Here is a 20,138-nt window from a genome sequence, read left to right as displayed (position 1 = left end):
CAATAATTCAAACTCATTGTTGCATCATGAAAGTATTAAACATGCTTTGTTGTATCATGATGTTGGGCGGGCAGTTGAAAGCGCAGGAAGCAGCGCTGACGATTGAAAGATGTTATACGCTGGCGAGGGATAATTATCCGCTCATCCGGCAGTATGATCTGATAGCCCGCACCAATCAGTATACAGTTGCCAACGCAGGAAAGTTATACCTGCCACAGCTCACGGTTACAGGGCAGGCCAGTTATCAGTCGCAGGTGATCAACTTTTCGGATGTGTTTCCACCGATTCCCGGTCTTCACCCACCGGTGCTGAGCAAGGATCAGTATAAAGTACAGGCCGAAGTAACGCAGCAGATCTATGATGGCGGGGTAACGAAATTGCAGCAGGAAGCCAGCAGGGCCAACGAAAAAGTGCAGCAGCAGAACCTGGAAGTGAACCTGTACGCCGTGCGGGAAAGAGTGACCCAGCTGTATTTTTCCATTCTGCTGATGGATGCTCAGCTGCAGCAGAATGCCCTCCGCAAGGCAGATCTGCAGACCGCTGCCGACAAAATGAAAGCAGCCCTGGCTAACGGTGTCGCCTATAGGAGCAATGTAGACGAGCTGCTGGCAGAAATTGTAAATGCCGATATGATGACCACTGAATTCAGGGCTAACCGTAAAGCCTATCTGAAAATGTTGTCCACCTTCATCAACCAACCGCTAAATGATAGTACTGTATTGAGTGCTCCGGCGTCAGCCAGTCCTCAGCAAAATATCAACCGTCCCGAACTGGCTTTATACGACTTCCAGAAAAAAACGTACGACGTACAGGAGCGGCAGTTGAAATCTGCTTATCTGCCTCGTTTGTCTGCTTTTCTGCAGGGAGCTTATGGAAGACCTACGCTGAACATCGTGGAAAATAACTTCGGTGCCTGGTGGATGGGAGGTGTGCGGCTCAACTGGTCATTGGGCAGCCTCTATTCACTGAAGAACAACCGGCAGCTGATGGAAATCAACCGCCGTATGCTGGAGGTGAACAAACAAACCTTCCTGTTTAACACCACTCTCACCATGCAGCAGCAACAGCAGGATATCGACAAGTACGTCGCGTTGATGGAACAGGATGACGATGCCATCCGCCTGCGCTCATCGGTGCGTAAATCAGCACAGGCGCAGCTGGACAACGGTGTCATTACCGTTCATGAATATATCTCCCAGCTCAATGCGGAAAATCTCGCGAAACAGTCCCGTATCCTGCACCAGCTGCAATGGCTGCAGGCACAGTATAACTATAAAAACACTTCCGGTAACTGATGAACGTATTCAATATGAAACACGCTTTAATATTAGCACTGGCCGCAACACTGCTGACAAGTGCCTGCGGTAACAGCGGACCAGGATACGATGCCTCCGGCAATTTCGAGGCAGATGAAGTGATCGTGTCTGCACAGCAGAATGGTGAACTGCTGGCCTTCTCCGTTAACGAAGGCGATAAACTCAGCGCAGGCCAGGTAGTAGGCCAGATCGATGTCACTATCCCTACGCTGCAAAAAGAACAGGTACAGGCCTCCATCCGCGCACTGAAAGAAAAAACCAGTAACCCGCAACCACAAACCATGCTGGTAGAACGGCAGCTGATAGTGCAGGAAGCACAGCTGCAACAGCAATACCGCGAACGGAAAAGAACGGAGAACCTGGTGAAAAGCGATGCTGCCACACAAAAACAACTCGATGATATCAACGCATTGATTGAGCAGCTCGAAAAACAACTGAATGTCACCCGCCAGCAGATCAGACTGAATAATTCCAACACCGCTACCCAAAACCGCTCTATCCTCAGTGAACAGGCGCCCCTGGAGAAATCGCTGGAGCAGTATTCAGAGCAGGTCCGCAAAGGACAGATCGTTAATCCTATTAATGGCGTGGTGCTGTCGCGTTATGCGTTGAGGGGAGAAGTGACCGGCGTTGGCAAACCACTTTATAAGATCGCTAATATTGATACGCTCAACCTGAAGGCGTATGTTACTGGTGTCACACTCCCCAATATCAAACTGGGCCAGAACGTGGAGGTGCGCATCGATCAGGGAAAAAAGGACTACAAATACTATCCGGGCACCATTACCTGGATATCGGACAAGTCGGAATTCACGCCTAAAACCATTCAGACAAAAAATGAAAGGGCCAATCTCGTATATGCGATCAAGGTAAGGGTGAAGAATGATGGTTACCTCAAAATAGGCATGTATGGCGAAATGCTGATCCATAAACCCTGATGTTATGAATCCGGTTACCCTGGAACATATTACCAAGACGTATGATGCCGGCAAGGTGCTGGCGGTAGACGACGTATCCCTGGAAGTGAAGGATGGTGAACTGTTTGGACTGATAGGACCCGATGGTGCCGGTAAAACATCCATGTTCCGGATACTGACCACCTTGCTGCTGCCGGATAAGGGCAAGGCCAGCGTGAAAGGATATGATTGTATAAAAGATTATAAAGCCATCCGTCGTTGTGTGGGTTATATGCCGGGAAAATTTTCCCTGTACCAGGACCTCACCGTGTCGGAGAATCTACATTTTTTTGCCACCCTCTTTGGTACTACTATCGATGCAAATTATAGTATGATCAAAGACATATACGAACAGATCAAACCATTCAGTGACCGTAGAGCCGGCAGATTGTCGGGTGGGATGAAACAGAAGCTGGCCTTGTGTTGCGCGCTGATCCATAAACCGGAGGTATTGTTTCTGGATGAACCTACCACCGGAGTAGATGCTGTATCGCGTAAGGAGTTCTGGGACATGCTGCGGACGCTGAAACAGCAGGGCATTACTATTGTGGTGTCTACACCTTATATGGACGAAGCGGTGTTATGCGAACGGATTGCGCTGATCCAGAGTGGAAAGATCATGTCTGTGGACACACCGGAGACTATTATCAGAACATTCCCGGTACAGCTGTATGCAATAAAAGCAGCAGACATCTACCGTTTGCTGACAGCACTCCGGGAAGAACAGGCTATAGACAGCTGTTATGCTTTCGGAGAGTACGTCCATGTTACTTTCAGGGATAGTGCTGCAGACACCACGGGGCTGCAACAGCGCCTGGAACAGCAGGGGCACCGGCAGGTGGAAATAAAAGAGATCAGCCCATCTATTGAAGATAGCTTCATCCGCCTCATGCAGGAAAAAAATCTTTCAGAAAAAAACAGCAGCGATGGACGAAAAGGTAATCATATGTAAAGACCTGACCAAACAGTTTGGCCACTTTACTGCGGTAGACCACATCACTTTTGATGTGCATAAAGGAGAGATATTCGGTTTCCTCGGTGCTAACGGCGCCGGTAAAACCACGGCCATGCGTATACTCTGCGGATTGTCGTACCCCACTTCCGGAAAGGCTACTGTAGCCGGTTTTGACGTATACAAACAGCAGGAGTCCATCAAAAGAAATATCGGCTATATGAGTCAGAAGTTTTCTCTTTATGAAAACCTGACCGTAGTAGAGAATATTGAATTTTTCGGCGGCGTATACGGCCTATCGTCATCGGATATACGTAAACGCAGTGATCAGCTGGTACAAAAACTGGGGCTGACCAATGAAGCCAAAAAACTCGTAGGCGCCTTACCGTTAGGATGGAAACAGAAACTGGCTTTTTCGGTGGCCATCTTCCACAATCCTCATATTGTATTCCTGGATGAGCCTACCGGCGGCGTGGACCCTATTACCCGCCGTCAGTTCTGGGATATGATTTATGAAGCAGCTGCCAGTGGCATCACTGTATTTGTGACTACGCATTATATGGACGAGGCTGAATATTGTAACCGGATCACCATCATGGTGGATGGCAAAGTGGAAGCGCTGGACACGCCGTCCAGCCTGAAGGAGAAGTATAAAGCGGACTCTATGGATGAAGTGTTTTACCAGCTGGCCAGAGGCGCCCAAAGGTCAGCCGACTAAAATTATATTATGAAACAGCTTTTGGTATTTATCAGGAAAGAGTTTTTTCATGTGTTCAGGGACAGACGTACCCTGCTGATCATGTTTGGCCTGCCGGTAGTACAGATCGTGCTTTTCGGGTTTGCACTCACCAGTGAAGTGAAAAATATCACCCTCACGGTTATTGATAATGCCCGGGATGTCAACAGCACACAGATCATCCATAAAATAAAATCTTCTTCCTACTTTATCGTTAATGAATCCCATATCAACTACAAGGATATTGCCACCACCTTCAGAAACGGATCAGCCAAATGTGCGCTGATATTTCCGGAAGGCTTTGGTAATGACCTGCAGCATGTGGGCAACGCGCAGGTGCAGATCATTACAGATGGCTCAGATCCCAATACCGCCAAAACAGTGGTCAATTATATTACTTCCATCCTCGCCGGTTATCAGCAGGAGATCAGTGCTTCGCCGGGGTTGCCGTACAAAATTATACCTGAGCAACGGATGTTGTATAATGAAGAAGGAAATGGGTCGCTGAATTTTATTCCGGGTGTGATGGCACTGGTGCTGATGATTGTATGTACGGCGCTCACATCTGTGGCGGTAGTGCGGGAAAAGGAGCAGGGAACTATGGAAATACTGTTGGTATCTCCCTTCAAACCCTTGCTGGTGCTGCTGGCCAAGGCGGTGCCTTATCTGGTGTTGTCGCTGGCTAATTTTACCCTGATCGTGGTGCTGGCCGTGTTTGTGCTCAATGTAGCTATCAAGGGCAGCATATTGTTGTTGTTTATGGAAAGTATGCTGTTTATCATCACGTGTTTGTCTATCGGGTTGATGATCTCCAATACGACCAGTTCCCAGCAGACGGCCCTGCTGTTGTCGATGATGGGCATGATGTTGCCGACGATCATCTTTACAGGATTTATGTTCCCCTTGGAGAATATGCCTTGGATCTTTCAGATGATTTCCAATGTGATCCCTGCCAGATGGTACTTTCTGATCATCAAGGCGGTGATGCTGAAGGGACTGGGCCTGCGTTATATCTGGAAGGAAACACTGGTGCTGTTGGGCATGGCATTGGTGGCGCTGACGATTGCATTAAAGAACTTTAAAACCCGGTTGTCATGAGGGTGCTGCGTTTTATTCTGAAAAAAGAGTTCAGGCTGATTTTCCGTGACAAGACCATTCTGGCCATGATGCTGGTGATGCCTACGGTGCAGCTGATCATTCTGCCGCTGGCGATGAACTTTGATGTGAAGAATGTGAATGTGGCCGTGGTTGATCATGATCATAGCACTTATTCCCAGCAGCTGATCAACAAAATCGGTGCATCAGGTTATTTCAGGATTGTGGCAGCGACAGCCTCATATGGAGAGGCTTTGCAATATATAGAAACGGAAAAGGCGGATGTAGTGCTGGAGGTGCCACCAGGATTTGAACGCAATCTGGTGCGGGAAGGTATGCAGAAAGTAGGCGTGTCGATAGATGCAATCAATGGCACCAAAGCGGCGCTGGGCGGCAGTTATCTCATGACAGTTATTGCTGATTTCAACCAGAACATTCGTATCAATGAAAGCGGCAATAATGCCTTACAAAACAATAGTAATATTGGCATCACGTATTCCAACTGGTATAATCCTTTGGCAGAGTATCGTTTTTATATTGTTCCGGCGGTGATGGTATTAATGCTGACATTAATAGCCGGTTTTCTGACGGCATTGAATATTGTGCGGGAGAAGGAAAGCGGGACCATAGAACAGATCAATGTAACACCAATAAAGAAGTGGCAGTTTATCCTGGGAAAGATGATTCCTTTCTGGGTAGTGGGCATTGTTCTTTTTACACTGGCGTTGACGGTGGCCAGGATCGTTTACGGAATCTGGCCGGTAGGCAGTTTTGCATTGCTGTATCTTTTTGCAGGGGTGTATCTGGTGGCTATGCTGGGCTTTGGCCTCCTGGTGTCTACCTATACCAATAGCCAGTTGCAGGCTATGTTTGTAGCATTCTTTTTTGTGATGATTTTTGTATTGATGAGTGGATTGTTTACAGCGGTAGATAGTATGCCGGTCTGGGCCAGAACGATCGCTTTTTTTACGCCGTTGACACATTTCGTGAAAGTAGTGCGGATGATTATCCTGAAAGGCAGCGGGTTTGCAGATGTGCAGGCAGAATTCCTGTATCTGGTGATATTCGCTGTGGTGCTCAACGGATGGGCCATCCTCAATTACCGGAAAACCAGTTAACCCTGTCCTGCTTTCCATTGTTTATATTTTTCAGGCATACAATGTCCGCAGGGACGGTAGCCATGGGCCTGCGCCTCTGCTTCGCCGGAGAAGAACACCCGGTTGTCTGTCAGCATCCTTTTGCCGGATTTACAGGTGAGAAGCCCGTATATTTTCAGTTTCCTGTTGCCTCCCAGTTGTAATAGTCCGGCCTGCCGGAGCTGACAGATCCTGCGGTTGCGGGCGAATGGTGTTGCGCCCAGAGCTGTATGGTAAAACATTGTCATCAGCTCAGTGCATCATGAAAAATAATCCCCAGCGTATGCCTGTTACCGTTAGTTACCTCACTCACCCCATGTTTCATATTCACTCTGTAATAACCTTTGCTGCCTTTTGTCGGGCGGAAGTTGGTGGTGAAAATGAGCATGTCTCCCCGGCGTGGCTTTAGCACAGTGGCTTTGGACTGCGCCCTCGGAATTTGTTCTGTGAGCACAAACTCGCCGCCGCTATAGTCTTCATCCGGTTCATTGAGAAACAAAACGATCTGCATGGGAAAGAAGATATCTCCATAGAGGTCCTGGTGCAAGGTGTTAAAACCACCAGGGCCGTATTTCAGAATGAGGATGGTGGGCTTGTCCTGGCCGGCAGCCTTGCATTGCTGCAGCAGTGTTTCGTGAGTGGCAGGAAAGGTTTTGTCTATCTGTAGCACTTCCATCCATTTATTGGCTATCGGCGCAATATAGCTGTATACGGTTTGCCGGATAGCGGTGATCAGTGATGACAGCGGATATTTAAAATACTTATATTCGCCGCTGCCAAAGCGGTACCGCTCCATGGAGATGGTTTTGCGGTAGATGTCGGGAGAGGTGTAGTTGCTGATAAGCTGTTTGCATTCTTCAGCTGATAATATATTTTCAACGATAGAAAAACCTTTGTCATGAAGAGATTCGGCGATGGTGCGCCAGTCCTGCTGCTCCAGCCTGCTGATAATATTGTCCATATCACATGTATTTGATAACAAAAGTACAATGAGGACTTTCTGCCGTCAACCCGTTTCTTGCTACTTTTTTGGCAGTGTTATGATGGTTATAACTTCCGGTTATCGCTCATAATTATTGGTGATTATAATCCCAGTAAGGCCGATATTATCTTTGAGCCATCGAATACGGAAACAACGATAGTTATGAAAACAGACTGGATTCCCGTTTTATTATTCGCCACCACGGGGCTTGTGGTGGCAAAGGAAAGTATCAGTGCCTACCGGCAGAAGAAAAAAGAGGATGCGGCTTTTTCTGTCTGGCTTAGTACCCACCGGCAGGAAGATGTGTGGAGAGGCTGGAGCAGCCTGCAGATACCCACCTCCACGGACAGTGGTCGCCTCATACAATATGGCCACGACCTTATTGCCAACACCGCCCATTATCTGGGGCCGCAAGGTTCCGTCGCTCAAATCAGTAATGGTATGAACTGCCAGAACTGCCATCTGCAGGCAGGGACAGTGCCTTACGGCAATAATTTCGGCAAGGTATATGCCACGTATCCATTGTTCCGTGCCCGCAACAATGGTATACAAACCATCTACGACCGGGTAACGGATTGTTTTGAAAGAAGCCTTAACGGACATGCACCGGATACCGGCAGCCGGGAGATGCAGGCGATCTATGCTTATATCAAATGGCTCGGTGAGGAAGTACCTAAAGGCACCAAACCGAATGGCACCAGTATCATGAAAATAAAATATCTCGAGAGAGGCGCCGATCCCAACGGAGGTATGCTGGTGTACAACAGTAAATGCAGCAGCTGCCACGGCAAAAACGGAGAAGGACAACCGAATCCGCTGGGAGCGGGCTACAGCTATCCGCCTTTATGGGGGCCGCATAGTTATAATGATGGCGCCGGCCTTTACCGCTTAAGTAATTTCGCCGGCTTCGTATATAACAACATGCCTTTTGGTACAGACTATCACGAGCCTCAGCTCACAGAAGAAGAAGCATGGGATGTGGCGGCCTTTGTCAACAGCCGGCCACGCCCACATCTGAACCAGGATAAAGACTGGCAGCTGGTCGCTAAAAAGCCGGTCGATTTTCCTTTCAAACCATATGCAGACACTTTTTCAGAAGCACAACATAAATTTGGTCCTTTTCAGCCGATAAAGGATGAACAACGAAGACTACAAAATATCACAAAATAAAAACTCATATATGAAGAAGCTCCTGGCAATTCCACTGATGATGTTTATGATGCAGGCAGGCCATGCACAAACCACCGAAGCTCAGCTGCAGAAAAACCACGCATTCACCGGCGCCGTAGCCAAACAAAGGCAATACAACGCTATCTATCAACTGGACAAAAACGATCCCAAGGTGATTCAGAAAGCGATCCGTAATATTAATAATGCATTGAATGATCCACGCCTGAAAGGCAAGCTGCAAATAGAGCTGGTGGCTTTTTCACAGGGTACCGATGCTTTGCTGAAAGGCAGTGAATATGAAGAAGCCCTGAAAGCGCTGATCGGTAGGGGCGTGATTGTAGCACAGTGTCGTAATACCCTGGAAGAAAGAAAGATTCCGCTGGAACAGCTCTATGATTTTGTGGCCCTGGTACCTAGTGGTAATGGAGAGTTGATCATCCGTCAGGCTGAAGGCTGGTCTGTTGTTAAACCGTAAAACCATGAGAAGATTATTTTTTTCCGCCCTGTTGCTCGCAGGCATCCCCGGAGCGGCCAGTGCACAGGACTATCGTTTTGATCCGCCCTGGAACAAACCGCCGCAGAGCAAGGTGATGTTTACCGTGCCCGGTGTGGATAATGTGCCCGATCTGTACGGTGATATCAACGATCCGCAGCTGGTGGTGTTTTTTGCGGGTAATCAGTTTATGTGCATTGATGAGTTGCTGGAAGCCTTTAAACAACAGTTTCCTGCTTATCAGCGGGTGTTTGCAGAAACGCTGCCACCGGGCATTCTGGCGCAGCAGATAGAGGGTGGTTCACTCACCATCGGTAATATGCGCATCACCCTGAAACCGGACGTATATACCGCCGGTAAAACACGCATCACCGGTATGGCTGATCATTTCAGCAAAACTGTTACTTATGCATACAACAAACTGGCATTGATGGTACCTGCAAATAATCCGGCCAAAGTGCACAGCCTGAAGGATCTGGCCCGGCCCGGCGTAAGAGTGAGTATGCCTAATCCTGCCTGGGAAGGCATCGGCAAACGGATAGAAGAAGCCTATGTGAAAGCAGGCGGTGAACAGCTGAAACAACAGATCATGGAGAAAAAGGTGAAAGATGGTACTACTTTCCTTACCCAGATCCATCACCGCCAGACACCGATGCGTATCTTATACCATCAGAGCGATGCTGCACCGGTATGGTATTCTGAGGCCTATTACCAGCAAATGATCGGTCATCCCATATCACTGATAACTATACCCGATCAGCACAATATAACGGCCACGTATATGGCAGGACAGCTCAAAAACGCACCACATCAGCAGGCTGCAGCCGATTTTATGGACTTCCTGACCAGCGATACCGCCAAAAAAATATACCGGAAGTACGGTTTTAGTGTAGAGAAACCGGATTGATAACAACGATAGTGATCCTAATGGAAAGAGACCGCCTTTCGGGGCGGTCTCTTTTTATATATGGATATTAAATTGCGGCCGGGGCCATCAATCCTGGTCAGGATTTCTTATATTAGACGTAGTACTTGCCCCGGTCAAACGCTGCCAGGATGGCTCAGCATCATATTCATTATAAATAAATCAGGAATGTCTATCAGTTACACCGGCAAAATTATTCCTTCGGGCACACCCCGCTGGCTTATGGGACAAACACTACATACAGCGGAAAAAGAGAAGTTTAAAGGATATCAAGACAGAGGACTGGCCTGGGGAGTGGTGGAAGAAAGTCTGCTGGCAGACATCGATTTTCTTGAACTATGGCCCGATGATTCCGGCACAACCACAGTCCCGCCTGTGGTGGCCACTTTGCCCAACCTCAAAACACTGATCATTCCTTCCTGGTTTGTACCACACCTGAAGGCCGAAGACCTGCCGGACAGCCTCGAAGCCCTGCAGGTGGGCGTGCTGAGCGATAACAAAGCCAAAGTCAACTGGAATAAGACACTGGTACTGCCATATATTAAAACACTGGACCTCGGCAGAGTGATGTCTGACTTTTATGCAGACAGCTTTCCCGGGCTCACCAATACCCTCGTCATTACCCTCGGTAATAAAAAGCTGAACCTTTCCGAAGTTGGTAAATGCCAGCATACACAAAACCTGTTTCTTCATAAAGCAGATACCGTGGAAACACTCAACCAGGCCGGCGCCGCTACTTTTCACTTCGCCGGATGGATGGAAGGCAGACACGAAAGCTTCAAAGGACTGAAAGGATATGAACAGCTCCGCGATGTCGAAATTAAATGGAATAAAAAACTAACATCGCTCGAAGGGCTGGAACATCTCTCAGGACTGGAGCGCCTGGATATCTCCGATTGCCCTAAACTCGAACATCTGAGTCATCTGATGCAGATTAATAGTCTGCAATGGTTCCGTATTATGAACAGTGGCAAGGCATGGACCACTTATATAGAAGATGTGAAAACAAAATTTACAGAGGAGGGGTTTGAGAAAATCCGTTTTGAACCGGATGGCCATCATCCATTGCTGGAGATATCGCGTAAAGCTTAAAGGATACAATCAAAGCGGACATGCCGGTAAGCATGTCCGCTTTGTTTTTTAATAGGTTTTGTAGGCAGCCGCTACTTGTTCTCCGCCATAACCTGCATCTTGTGCCCTTTTGAATATTTTTTTGATGGAAGAAGGAACTTCTGATGAGATGCCTGCTTCTTCTGCATGTTTGATAAAGAGGTCTATGCTGCCGGCACAGAGATCCAGCGAGCTATAAGGAACGTTGTAGCTGCCCGACTGGATGGTATCTCCCTGATGTTTTAACATCTCTCCCAATGCCGGTGCTATCAGTGGTATCATGTTGCCCAGTGCACCTATCGTCAGTCCTTCTGCTTCAAATACTCTACCACCGTGGAAGAAACCACTCATGGCTCCAAAGAGGACGGCGAGGAAGCCCATGTCCCAGGTGGAAGCAGCTCCGGAATCTTCACCCATATACTGCAAAGCGCCAGCTATGGCTTTGAGCGGAGCTTCGCTGTTATCATAGGCTGTTTTGCTGCCGGATACGAATAGCGATGTGTTGGGGCGGCCTATCTGGTCGGGAGTGGCGAGTATGGCGCCATCCAGATAGTGGATGTCATTTGCCTTGGCCCATGCTTCCTGATCCCGGGCTTCTTTAGGTGTGCCAGAGCTCAGTTCTATCCATGTTTTACTTTTTAAGGCTGCCGCCACGGCCTGTGTATGCATGATGCTGCGGCTGATATGATAATCTGTAATGCAGGTGATCACCACAGGACTGGCACTGACAGCTTCCTGTGCCGTGGCGGCCACGATGGCACCTGCTGCCTGCAATGGTGCAGCTTTAGCGGCATTGCGGTTCCATACGGTTACTTTAAATCCCTGTTGTAATAAAGCCTGAGCCAGCGCCTGGCCCATAGCTCCCAAACCTATCAACGTAACGGCTTTTATTGTGCTTGTTGTCATAGTGATATCATTTGATTTTTTGGAATGACACAAAGGTCTGTCGATGTAGTACCATAAACAATAACGGCGAAAATGTTCAGATACGGAATTTTTTTTCCGGGTGGGTTGTGTTGCTTCGTATGTCCCATCGCGTTATCACCTGTACTTTTCTGTTATCTGCGCAATGCGGAAAAAAAATCCCCGTTTATTTTTCCTGATATCGAAAATGATTTCGTTTTGTCGTGGATATTTTTGCAGGCAGATATTACCTATAATAGTATTGTACATTTCTCTCCGGCACTGTAGCGACGCCGGTTACTGATGAAATCGTGAATGTATCGTTGGTGGACATGGTGGGGATTCCTGCCCGATACTGTATTGCCCATACCCAGGCAGCAAACTGAAATGAAATAATATATATAAACAATGCACATAAAAAAGATATTACTGACAGGTATTTTGAGTATCCTATCCCTATTCCTATATGCGCAGAGCAGCATTAGCGGCCAGCTGAAAGATGCCTCCGGCACTCCGGTGCCGGGCGCTTCCCTTAAACTGCAGCATAGTGCGGCTTATGCCATCACCAACGACGAAGGTTTTTATCATTTTAAAAATATCCATCCCGGTAAACATATCCTGCTGATATCTGCCGTAGGCTATAAAAGCCAGCAACAGGTCTTTACCCTGAAAGCAGGAGAACAGCTGAAACTCAATGTCAGCCTGCAAACCGCCATCAGTGAAATTAATACTGTTTCCGTGATCGGCCGTACTGCCAGCCAGGAAGTAAACAGACAGGCTTTTAATGTGACAGCCATCGATGCCAGGAAATTATACAACTCCACACTCGACCTCTCACATGCACTGGACCGCGTTTCCGGCGTAAGGGTTCGTGAAACCGGCGGCCTCGGCTCCCGGATGAACTTCTCCCTCAACGGATTCATCGGCAAACAGGTGAAGTTTTTCCTGGACGGCGTGCCCATGGATAATTTCGGCTCTTCTTTCCAGCTCAATAATATTCCCATCAACCTCGCTGAAAGAGTAGAAGTGTATAAAGGCGTAGTGCCCATCTGGCTGGGCGCTGATGCACTCGGCGGTGCTATCAATATCGTCACCAACAACAGCCGTCGCACGTATGTAGACGCATCGTATTCCTTCGGCTCCTTTAATACACACCGCTCTGCCCTGAATGCCGGTTATACTGCCAAATCCGGCTTTACCATTCAGCTGAACGCTTTTCAGAATTACTCCGACAACAACTATAAAGTATGGGTGAATGTAGCCGATATCAATACCGGTGATTATTATCCCAAACAACATATCCGGCGTTTCCATGATACCTATCATAATGAAACGGTGATTGCCAATGTAGGTGTAGTAGGAAAAAAGTATGCAGATAAGCTGCTGGTGGGCATCACCCTGGGCCAGAACTATGCAGAAATACAGACCGGCGCCCGTATGGTTAGCGTTTTCGGTGACTGGCACCGCAGAGGCAGCATCGTAATGCCCAGCCTGAAATACCAGGTGAAAGACCTGTTTGTGAAAGGACTGGATTTCAGTCTCACCGGTAACTACAACTTCGGCTACGAACAAAATATTGATACGGTATACCGTCGCTACAACTGGTTTCAGCAGTATAAACAATATTCCGGCGCCGGCAGTGAAAGAGAACGCTCCATGTACAAATTCCGTAACAACAATGGCCTTGGTACCGCCAACCTCAGCTACCGCCTCAATGACAGGCATTCCTTTATCCTGAACAATGTATACAATACGTTTAGCCGTTCGGGTAAGGATGAGCTGTTCCCCAATGATGAAAAATATGATCAGCCTAAAAAAGTAAGAAAAAACATCCTGGGCCTCGGTTATAAATTTGATTACAGCGAAAAATGGAATACTTCTGTATTCGTCAAAAATTATTCTCAGAAGAATAAATATTCCCAAAGCTATAACCCCAGCGGTAACTGGGGCGATGTAGCCTACAAAAACCAGGAAACCAGCTTCAGCAAACAGGGCTACGGTATCGCCTCTACGTATTTTATCAAACCTTCATTGCAGATAAAAGGTTCCTATGAAAAAAGTTACCGCCTGCCGGAAACTGAAGAGCTGTTTGGTGATCTGATCAACCTGGAAGGTAATGTGGACCTGAAGCCGGAGAGCAGCGATAACTTCAACCTGGGCATCAGTTATCAGACACATATTCAGGAGGTACATCGTTTCAGCTTTGATGGTAATGTACTGTACCGCAACGCCAAAGACTTCATCCGGCCTATGTTGAACCCCAACCAGACTAAACAAACGAATGGCAACCTGGCAGATGTGACTAACCTGGGCTTTGACGGTGAAATCCGTTACTCCTACAAACAGCTGTTCACTGCCGGCGTTAACATGACCTATCAGAACCTGCGCAACAATACCCGCTTTGAAGACGGACAGAAAGAACAAAGTCCGTTGTACCGTGACCGTATTCCCAATATGCCTTATCTCTTTGGTAATGCCGATGCTTCCCTGTTCTTTAAGAATGTGTTGAAAAAAGGCAATACCCTCTCGCTGGGATATAACTTACTGTATGTGCATGCTTATTATCTGTCATGGCCCAGCCAGGGAGATGAGAAACTGGAGATCCCCCGGCAGTTCTGCCAGGATGTGAACCTGGTATACAGTCTGGCTAATGGAAAATACAACGTGTCAGTAGAATGCAAAAACCTGGTGGATAACAGGCTATACGACAACTTCACCCTGCAAAAGCCGGGAAGAGCCTTTTATGCCAAGGTGAGATATTTTTTCAGTAAATAATAAGGATAGCGGTTAAATAAATAATTATGAAGAAGATCAGCAGACTTTTATTCCTTGCAGCCAGTATTACTTTGGGAATGTCTTCCTGCGATAAGGAGAACACACTGAGCACGGAAGATTTCCAGGAATACGAACCCAAAGGATTGACAAAATATATTATAACGGCTACGCCTGTAGGAACAACCGGTATTGCCGACTATCTGCTCACTGCAGATGATATCAGCAGTGGATCTGTTTCTACCAGTGGTAATGGTAAAGAACAGGATGGGTCTTATCGTTATTATCTCACCCATAAAGGAAGGTTCTTCAGCCTTTTATACGGACAGGGCAATCCCGGGGATGTGACGACCTATCGTCTTACCCAGGCTGGCAAACTGGTGCTGACCCGGTTTTTCCAGGCAGAGACCGTGCAGGTACTCACCAAGGTTAATGATGAACTGCTGCTGATGAAAGTGCCCCGCAGCGGTAATGAGAATGCATCCTGCTATCGTATCGATGCCCTGAAATCGAGCGTGAACGGCGAAAAACAGATCAACATTGTGAAACTGGCCGCCAATGGAGAACGGGCGCATTTTACCTGGGCCACGCAGGTAGGCAATAAAGTATTTGCACCGTATATGAGTATCAAAGGTTGCTGTGGCGATGCTTTTGGTACCGCCTACCCCGATAGCAGCTGGATCGCTGTCTTCTCTTATCCGGACCTGAACCTGGAGAAAGTGATCCGCGACAACAGGACCAGCTTTATCGGCAACTATTTTAACAACGGGCTGGCTGTCACAGAAAACGGAGATGTATACGCTTATTCTCCGGCAGCTGCTAAAAACAGTTCCAAACCTACTTCCCAAAATCCGTCTGCTATTATCAAAGTACCACATGGCACTACTGAATTCGATCAAACCTATTTCTTTAATGTGCAGGAAAAATCCGGTGGACATCATATTGCATCACAGCTGTACCTGGGTAATAATAAAATGTTGCTGATGTTGTATGATACACCCGGGGCATTAAGCGGTAAGCTGAAAATGGCCATGGTAGATGTTGTCAACCAGTCATTTGAATGGATGAAGGGCGCTCCGCAGGAAATCATCAGCACTTCTGCCCCTTATAACAACAACACTTTATCAGATGATGGCAAAACCGGATATATCGGTTTGAACACACCTTCGGGCAACTGGATTTACAAGATTGATATGGTAACGGCAACGGCTACACGTGGATTAAAAGTAGAAGGCGGCACCATCACTTCCATCACCAAAATGATCTACTAATCAGCGGTATGAAAAATAAGCAGAAAAAGAAAAACGGACGGTCTTTGTTTTACCGTATCTCGGCCTGGCTGCATTTGTGGCTGGGGCTTATTTCAGGTATCGTCCTGATCATCGTTTGCCTGACAGGTTGTATCTGGGTGTTTAATGAAGAAATCACCGGTTGGCTGGAACCTAAAACCGTCATCGCCAAACAGGACAGGCCGGTAATTCAACCCTCTAAAATACTGGAGGTTGCTTCACGGGAATATCCTGACAAACAAGCGGCTTATGCGATCTATCGTGAAGGCAAGGTGGTGGAAGTGAATGTAGGAGCGCGACGCAGCGGTTCCACCCTCAAGCTGAATCCCTACACCGGCGAGGTAATCAGTAAAGTCACCCGCCAGGAAGGAGACGTGGACTTTTTCCGCTGGATACTGAACGGACACCGGTTTCTCTGGATGCCCTATAAGATCGGCAGGCCCATCGTGAACTACAGCACACTGATATTTGTGATCACGCTGGTAACCGGTATGGTGCTGTGGTGGCCGAAGAAATGGAATAAAACCACCAGGGAACAGAGCTTTAAAATCAAGTGGGGCGCCAGTTTCAAGCGGGTCAACTACGACCTGCACAATGTGCTGGGATTTTATGCGCTGCTTGTATTATTTGCTATAGGCGTTACCGGTATGGTATGGGGGCTGGAATGGTGGAGCAATGGATTGTATTGGGCTACCTCGGGAGGCCGGTCTCTGCCTGCTTATACAGAGATGAAATCTGATTCTACGCAGTCGGCGCATAATAAATTCACGATGGCGGAGTCGATGGATATGGTATGGCAGCGGGTAACGAGCAGTAATCCACGTTCCACGGGTTTTTATATGAGTTTTCCGGATACGGCCAAAGCGGCATCGGTGATCACCATCAACGTATATCCGAGTAAAGGTCAGTATTACAACAATGTGCGCTATGTATTTGACCGGCATACGCTGGAGGAGCTGAAAGAAGACAACGTATATGCGGCACGGTTTGAAGAAGCCGGTTTTGGTACCAAACTGCGACGCATGAACTATGATATCCATGTGGGCAGTATCCTGGGGCTGCCGGGCAAGTTCATGGCTTTTTTCGCCAGCCTTATTGGCGCTACCTTACCTGTGACGGGTTTCCTGATATGGTGGGGACGGAAGAAGAAAAAGCCACAGCAGACCTATGCTAAAAAGACAGCCGCCAAAGCGGCCATTGAATAGAACAGCAACACCGGTTTCCGGCTTATAACCATACAGAAACAGGTCCGGCTTATGCCGGGCCTTTCTTTTTATACAACAGCTGCAACCTTTTCTATCTTCCGGCTGTTATAACAACTGCATATCTTATTTACCATATTCAACACTATTCCTGACAGAACCCATCAACCCCAGTATGAGAACGGGCTTGTTCCATAGTATCAAACCAATTTCCAATCTTTTAATCATTTTTAAAACCTCAACATTATGAGCATGAAACGAATCCTGTTAATCGGTAACAAATCATGGGAAGTAGAACCCATTCTGAATGCATTATTAAACATCAGAATGCGGCCGAGCGGGCTGCCCAATCCTACTCATTTAAATTATCCCTGGACTTTCTTACCCGGTTCTCCGCAACCACGCGCTATCTGGGACTGCTTTCCGCAGGTGACCATAGAACTTTGGTGTATACAGGATATCATGGACAGTCAATGGAATCCTTCCAGCTCACAAGGCAAACACGTCTGTCTGCCTAAGGTGCTCAATTACAGACAGGAAACCCCGGACCTGGTCGTTGCACTCGGAACCGCCGCCCTGGGCCTGGATGGCGGAAACAACAACGGTTGTGTGGTGATGGGCAGCAATATCTTCATTCACAATTTTCATCCTAACGGAGAAAATATCCAAAGCCAGTGGGACGATCCCAAAGACTTTGAAAAAGTACTCTATTCCGCTGTATCCCCCGACTTTTTCAAGCTGATGGACAATGCTACTGTCAATGCTATCGAATCCCGGTTACTGAAGCCTTATCTCCATCCTTCTGCCAATATAGAAGTCATGTCTGATAAAGATTATATAGGCCTCAGCGTTGTTAATATCACTAACTACGCCGATTACCAAACCTCCGACCAGAGCGGCCTGAAAGCCCTGGCCGATACAGGCAATACATTACCGGTAGGTTCCGTGGAAACAACGCACGGCGTTATCAGGCTGTTATGCGATGCTCCCTTTGTTTTTATGTCCGGTATTACAGACAGGGAAGGTCATTTTGATGATGACGTAAACGGGCAGGATGCAAATGGAAATGTTAAAACAGAAGCACAGAATTTTACAGCTGCGTTTAATATAGGCGTTTGTTTAGGTCACATGATCCCTAAAATGGCATCATTTGTAACTGCCAAACAAATGAAACCAGCACAGGCCGAAGTAACAGCCTGATACCAAAAATGTGATGGTCTTCCAAAAAAACACCCGGTCATCTTGTATGACCGGGTGTTGAATTTATAGGAGGGAAAAGACAGACCATTATCGTTGGTCCGCTGCCGTTTGCCGGGTAACGATAATATCTGACAGCCGTTTCACCAGACCTTTTATTTCGGGGTCGGTGCTGAGTGACATGGTGAGCCAGGCGCCACCACCTTCGTAATAGGCTACCGGCAGGTTATTCCAGGCACCTGCCTTGGTAAATTCATTGATGTAGTCTGTATATTTCTGACGGTATCCGGCCTGGTTCATCAGGCGGTCATCGAATTCCATTTCCAGCGCCATTTTATTTTTTTGCGCAAAATTGATAGCTCCGGTGAGGATAGAGTAGGGAGAGGAGAGATCAAAGAAATAATTGGGCTGCTGATAGGCGATATCAAAGCCCATGCTTTTCCAGTTGGCAGCTCCTGCTGCGCCATAATAGGGTATCCAGTAAAACCGCTGCTGTTTACTGTGGATATTGGCGGCCACGGTGGGAAGTATTTCCACGGCGCCGGTATTTTGTTCTGCCACCCAGTAAAAGCCCATCAGTTCAATATGTTTGAAATTGGCGGCCTGCCATTTGGCCAGGGCTGTTTCGATGTACCAGGCGCAGGCAGCCTCTCTGTCGGCGGTGTTGGCGAAGTTGAGCGTTCTGCCGTTGAGGTCACCCCAGTTGCTCAGTGTCCGGATGGGTTCGGGCAGCGTGAGCACTACTTTCCGTTTACGTTTAGGCGTTATGTTTAGTTGTGCCAGACTATCGAGCACATCATCCAGTGCATGCAGGGCTTTCCCGTTTTCAAAGTTGCGGTCCAGCAACCATTGCCATTCTGTTTTACCGGCTGGCAGCGGTTCGTAGCCTTCGGCATATTCGTGGCCCATTCCATCTTTAAATTCGATGAACAGGAAACCATCGAAGAGCCAGTCGACGCCCGTATTTGTTTTGCGATATATATACGGGATCAGCTGGTCTTTGGTCCAGGGCAGGCGCTGGATGCCGCCCTGGTAGATAAGCGCCAGATCAGAGATATACCAGGCTGGCAGTGGCTGTGCGGTGGTCGTATCTTTTTTGGCAACGGAGGTTTCTGTATACACCTTCTGACAGGAGGTGCCTAACAGTACGGTGCTGGTCATCAGCACCAGCGTGGTAAACAGCAATGAAAGTTTTTTCATATGGTATCAATTTTAAGTGAATCATTGTGGTTGACGGGTAACGGCATCTGCATAAAAAGTATCGATACACAGCGTATCGGGTCGGAAGGAAGTTCTGTAGGAGAAAGAGCTGCCCGGCTGATAATTTTTAAGTGTGGTGCTGAGGGCGCTGCGAGGCGCCTGCACAACGACGGATTGCCCGGTATTGCTGGTATAGCTGACTTCCATTCCGGTGATGGTTTCTTCTGCAAGGCCCCAGCTGAGCTGTGCATCTGAATCTATGAGTGTGGCGGTAGTAAGGGCACGGTTGAGCAGACTGCTTTTATAAATAGGCCCGTAAGAGCGGCCGGTGATGTAGGCGGGCACGGAACGTGAGCCGCTGTTATTCCAGGTATATACTTCGAAGCTGTAACTACCTTCCGGCATGTTACTGAAGAGATATGACATAGAGTCGATGCCGGCGCTTCTCTCGACAGGCAGTACTACAGAGTCTTTCCGGCTGTTGTAATAAATGGTGACACCTGTGATTTTGGGATCAGATATCAGCAGCCAGGTCAGTTTAAGCCTGCCGTCGCCGGGCAGTACTTTCAGCGAATCTACTCTTCCGGTGTAGGCGATTTCCTGGCGGCCGGAGAGTTGCAGGTAATCATCCATTTTGCTGCAACTGGCCAGCAACAGGATACTCAGCAGTATATAAACAGGGATGGGTATTTTTTTCATAGTGG

General features: G+C 47.8%; 19 protein-coding genes. 14 read left to right on the top strand and 5 right to left on the bottom strand.

Annotated features, from left to right (window positions below; all coding sequences use genetic code 11):
* The first annotated feature begins 26 nt into the window (after positions 1-26).
* The 6 genes from KD145_RS11735 to KD145_RS11710 are packed head-to-tail and all read left to right on the top strand — an operon-like array spanning position 27 to position 6,173.
* Positions 27-1,295: a TolC family protein gene (locus KD145_RS11735; RefSeq protein WP_249219802.1), complete on the top strand. Its 1,269-nt coding sequence runs from the start codon at positions 27-29 to the stop codon at positions 1,293-1,295.
* A gap of 14 nt (positions 1,296-1,309) precedes the next feature.
* Complete coding sequence (locus tag KD145_RS11730) at positions 1,310-2,254, top strand: HlyD family secretion protein (protein ID WP_212006067.1); 945 nt, start codon at positions 1,310-1,312, stop codon at positions 2,252-2,254.
* 4 nt (positions 2,255-2,258) lie between these two features.
* Positions 2,259-3,224 carry an ABC transporter ATP-binding protein gene (locus KD145_RS11725; protein ID WP_212006066.1) on the top strand — a complete coding sequence of 322 codons (966 nt, stop codon included), beginning with the start codon at positions 2,259-2,261 and terminating at the stop codon, positions 3,222-3,224.
* Positions 3,199-3,942 (top strand): ABC transporter ATP-binding protein, encoded by a 744-nt coding sequence (locus tag KD145_RS11720; RefSeq protein WP_212006065.1) that lies wholly within the window; start codon positions 3,199-3,201, stop codon positions 3,940-3,942. The genes KD145_RS11725 and KD145_RS11720 overlap by 26 nt, the downstream gene beginning before the upstream one ends.
* Before the next feature lie 9 nt (positions 3,943-3,951).
* On the top strand, positions 3,952-5,058 hold the full coding sequence (locus tag KD145_RS11715) for an ABC transporter permease (RefSeq protein ID WP_212006064.1): 1,107 nt from the start codon (positions 3,952-3,954) through the stop codon (positions 5,056-5,058).
* Positions 5,055-6,173 carry an ABC transporter permease gene (locus tag KD145_RS11710; protein WP_212006063.1) on the top strand — a complete coding sequence of 373 codons (1,119 nt, stop codon included), beginning with the start codon at positions 5,055-5,057 and terminating at the stop codon, positions 6,171-6,173. The genes KD145_RS11715 and KD145_RS11710 overlap by 4 nt, the downstream gene beginning before the upstream one ends.
* Here KD145_RS11710 and KD145_RS11705 read toward each other — a convergent pair.
* Entirely contained in the window at positions 6,170-6,439 is a 270-nt protein-coding gene (locus tag KD145_RS11705) for an Ada metal-binding domain-containing protein (RefSeq protein WP_249219801.1), read from the bottom strand. The two genes, KD145_RS11710 and KD145_RS11705, sit on opposite strands and share 4 nt — an antisense overlap.
* On the bottom strand, positions 6,439-7,152 hold the full coding sequence (locus KD145_RS11700) for a 2OG-Fe(II) oxygenase (protein ID WP_212006062.1): 714 nt from the start codon (positions 7,150-7,152) through the stop codon (positions 6,439-6,441). Before KD145_RS11700 ends, KD145_RS11705 begins: the two co-directional genes overlap by 1 nt.
* Before the next feature lie 183 nt (positions 7,153-7,335).
* On the opposite strand from KD145_RS11700, the gene KD145_RS11695 reads away from it, so the two are divergent.
* The 4 genes from KD145_RS11695 (at position 7,336) to KD145_RS11680 (ending at position 10,853) form a co-directional block, all read left to right on the top strand.
* Positions 7,336-8,343, top strand: coding sequence for a c-type cytochrome (locus KD145_RS11695; protein WP_212006061.1), 1,008 nt, complete (start codon positions 7,336-7,338; stop codon positions 8,341-8,343).
* Between the two features lie 10 nt (positions 8,344-8,353).
* Positions 8,354-8,818: a DsrE family protein gene (locus tag KD145_RS11690; protein WP_212006060.1), complete on the top strand. Its 465-nt coding sequence runs from the start codon at positions 8,354-8,356 to the stop codon at positions 8,816-8,818.
* Positions 8,819-8,822: 4 nt separating this feature from the next.
* On the top strand, positions 8,823-9,743 hold the full coding sequence (locus KD145_RS11685; protein WP_212006059.1) for a substrate-binding domain-containing protein: 921 nt from the start codon (positions 8,823-8,825) through the stop codon (positions 9,741-9,743).
* Positions 9,744-9,929: 186 nt separating this feature from the next.
* A complete protein-coding gene (locus tag KD145_RS11680; RefSeq protein WP_212006058.1) occupies positions 9,930-10,853 on the top strand; it encodes a leucine-rich repeat domain-containing protein in 924 nt (307 codons plus the stop codon).
* A 48-nt stretch (positions 10,854-10,901) separates the two neighbouring features.
* Here KD145_RS11680 and KD145_RS11675 read toward each other — a convergent pair whose 3' ends face one another.
* Complete coding sequence (locus KD145_RS11675) at positions 10,902-11,810, bottom strand: NAD(P)-dependent oxidoreductase (protein ID WP_374223520.1); 909 nt, start codon at positions 11,808-11,810, stop codon at positions 10,902-10,904.
* A 372-nt stretch (positions 11,811-12,182) separates the two neighbouring features.
* Here KD145_RS11675 and KD145_RS11670 point away from each other — a divergent pair, with 372 nt between their 5' ends.
* The 4 genes from KD145_RS11670 to KD145_RS11655 all read left to right on the top strand — a co-directional run bounded on the left by KD145_RS11670 (position 12,183) and on the right by KD145_RS11655 (position 18,237).
* Entirely contained in the window at positions 12,183-14,549 is a 2,367-nt protein-coding gene (locus KD145_RS11670; protein ID WP_212006056.1) for a TonB-dependent receptor, read from the top strand.
* A 26-nt stretch (positions 14,550-14,575) separates the two neighbouring features.
* Complete coding sequence (locus tag KD145_RS11665; protein ID WP_212006055.1) at positions 14,576-15,817, top strand: DUF4374 domain-containing protein; 1,242 nt, start codon at positions 14,576-14,578, stop codon at positions 15,815-15,817.
* 8 nt (positions 15,818-15,825) lie between these two features.
* Entirely contained in the window at positions 15,826-17,040 is a 1,215-nt protein-coding gene (locus KD145_RS11660; RefSeq protein WP_212006054.1) for a PepSY domain-containing protein, read from the top strand.
* Positions 17,041-17,283: 243 nt separating this feature from the next.
* Positions 17,284-18,237 (top strand): hypothetical protein, encoded by a 954-nt coding sequence (locus KD145_RS11655; RefSeq protein ID WP_212006053.1) that lies wholly within the window; start codon positions 17,284-17,286, stop codon positions 18,235-18,237.
* Positions 18,238-18,324: 87 nt separating this feature from the next.
* Here the strand turns inward: KD145_RS11655 and KD145_RS11650 are convergent, their stop codons facing one another.
* Both KD145_RS11650 and KD145_RS11645 read right to left on the bottom strand, forming a co-directional pair.
* Positions 18,325-19,434, bottom strand: coding sequence for a DUF4855 domain-containing protein (locus KD145_RS11650; RefSeq protein WP_212006052.1), 1,110 nt, complete (start codon positions 19,432-19,434; stop codon positions 18,325-18,327).
* 21 nt (positions 19,435-19,455) lie between these two features.
* The gene (locus tag KD145_RS11645; RefSeq protein ID WP_212006051.1) at positions 19,456-20,133 is read right to left on the bottom strand and encodes a DUF4998 domain-containing protein; all 678 of its coding nucleotides are present in this window, start codon (positions 20,131-20,133) and stop codon (positions 19,456-19,458) included.
* Between the last annotated feature and the right edge of the window lie 5 nt (positions 20,134-20,138).

It is taken from the genome of Chitinophaga sp. HK235, from assembly GCF_018255755.1.
In the GTDB taxonomy this organism is placed as follows: domain Bacteria; phylum Bacteroidota; class Bacteroidia; order Chitinophagales; family Chitinophagaceae; genus Chitinophaga.
The sequence above is the reverse complement of the archived record's forward strand: the minus strand, read 5'-3'. Positions and strand labels throughout refer to the sequence as shown.

Excerpts from the sequence above, each read along its gene's own strand:
- KD145_RS11660 (WP_212006054.1), top strand. The coding sequence starts at position 15,826 with ATGAAAAATAAGCAGAAAAAGAAAAACGGACGGTCTTTGTTTTACCGT.
- KD145_RS11695 (WP_212006061.1), top strand. The coding sequence starts at position 7,336 with ATGAAAACAGACTGGATTCCCGTTTTATTATTCGCCACCACGGGGCTT.
- KD145_RS11735 (WP_249219802.1), top strand. The coding sequence starts at position 27 with ATGAAAGTATTAAACATGCTTTGTTGTATCATGATGTTGGGCGGGCAG.
- KD145_RS11670 (WP_212006056.1), top strand. The coding sequence starts at position 12,183 with ATGCACATAAAAAAGATATTACTGACAGGTATTTTGAGTATCCTATCC.
- KD145_RS11705 (WP_249219801.1), bottom strand. The coding sequence starts at position 6,439 with ATGACAATGTTTTACCATACAGCTCTGGGCGCAACACCATTCGCCCGC.
- KD145_RS11725 (WP_212006066.1), top strand. The coding sequence starts at position 2,259 with ATGAATCCGGTTACCCTGGAACATATTACCAAGACGTATGATGCCGGC.
- KD145_RS11665 (WP_212006055.1), top strand. The coding sequence starts at position 14,576 with ATGAAGAAGATCAGCAGACTTTTATTCCTTGCAGCCAGTATTACTTTG.
- KD145_RS11700 (WP_212006062.1), bottom strand. The coding sequence starts at position 7,152 with ATGGACAATATTATCAGCAGGCTGGAGCAGCAGGACTGGCGCACCATC.
- KD145_RS11710 (WP_212006063.1), top strand. The coding sequence starts at position 5,055 with ATGAGGGTGCTGCGTTTTATTCTGAAAAAAGAGTTCAGGCTGATTTTC.
- KD145_RS11650 (WP_212006052.1), bottom strand. The coding sequence starts at position 19,434 with ATGAAAAAACTTTCATTGCTGTTTACCACGCTGGTGCTGATGACCAGC.
- KD145_RS11680 (WP_212006058.1), top strand. The coding sequence starts at position 9,930 with ATGTCTATCAGTTACACCGGCAAAATTATTCCTTCGGGCACACCCCGC.
- KD145_RS11715 (WP_212006064.1), top strand. The coding sequence starts at position 3,952 with ATGAAACAGCTTTTGGTATTTATCAGGAAAGAGTTTTTTCATGTGTTC.
- KD145_RS11685 (WP_212006059.1), top strand. The coding sequence starts at position 8,823 with ATGAGAAGATTATTTTTTTCCGCCCTGTTGCTCGCAGGCATCCCCGGA.
- KD145_RS11655 (WP_212006053.1), top strand. The coding sequence starts at position 17,284 with ATGAGCATGAAACGAATCCTGTTAATCGGTAACAAATCATGGGAAGTA.
- KD145_RS11645 (WP_212006051.1), bottom strand. The coding sequence starts at position 20,133 with ATGAAAAAAATACCCATCCCTGTTTATATACTGCTGAGTATCCTGTTG.
- KD145_RS11690 (WP_212006060.1), top strand. The coding sequence starts at position 8,354 with ATGAAGAAGCTCCTGGCAATTCCACTGATGATGTTTATGATGCAGGCA.
- KD145_RS11730 (WP_212006067.1), top strand. The coding sequence starts at position 1,310 with ATGAAACACGCTTTAATATTAGCACTGGCCGCAACACTGCTGACAAGT.
- KD145_RS11720 (WP_212006065.1), top strand. The coding sequence starts at position 3,199 with ATGGACGAAAAGGTAATCATATGTAAAGACCTGACCAAACAGTTTGGC.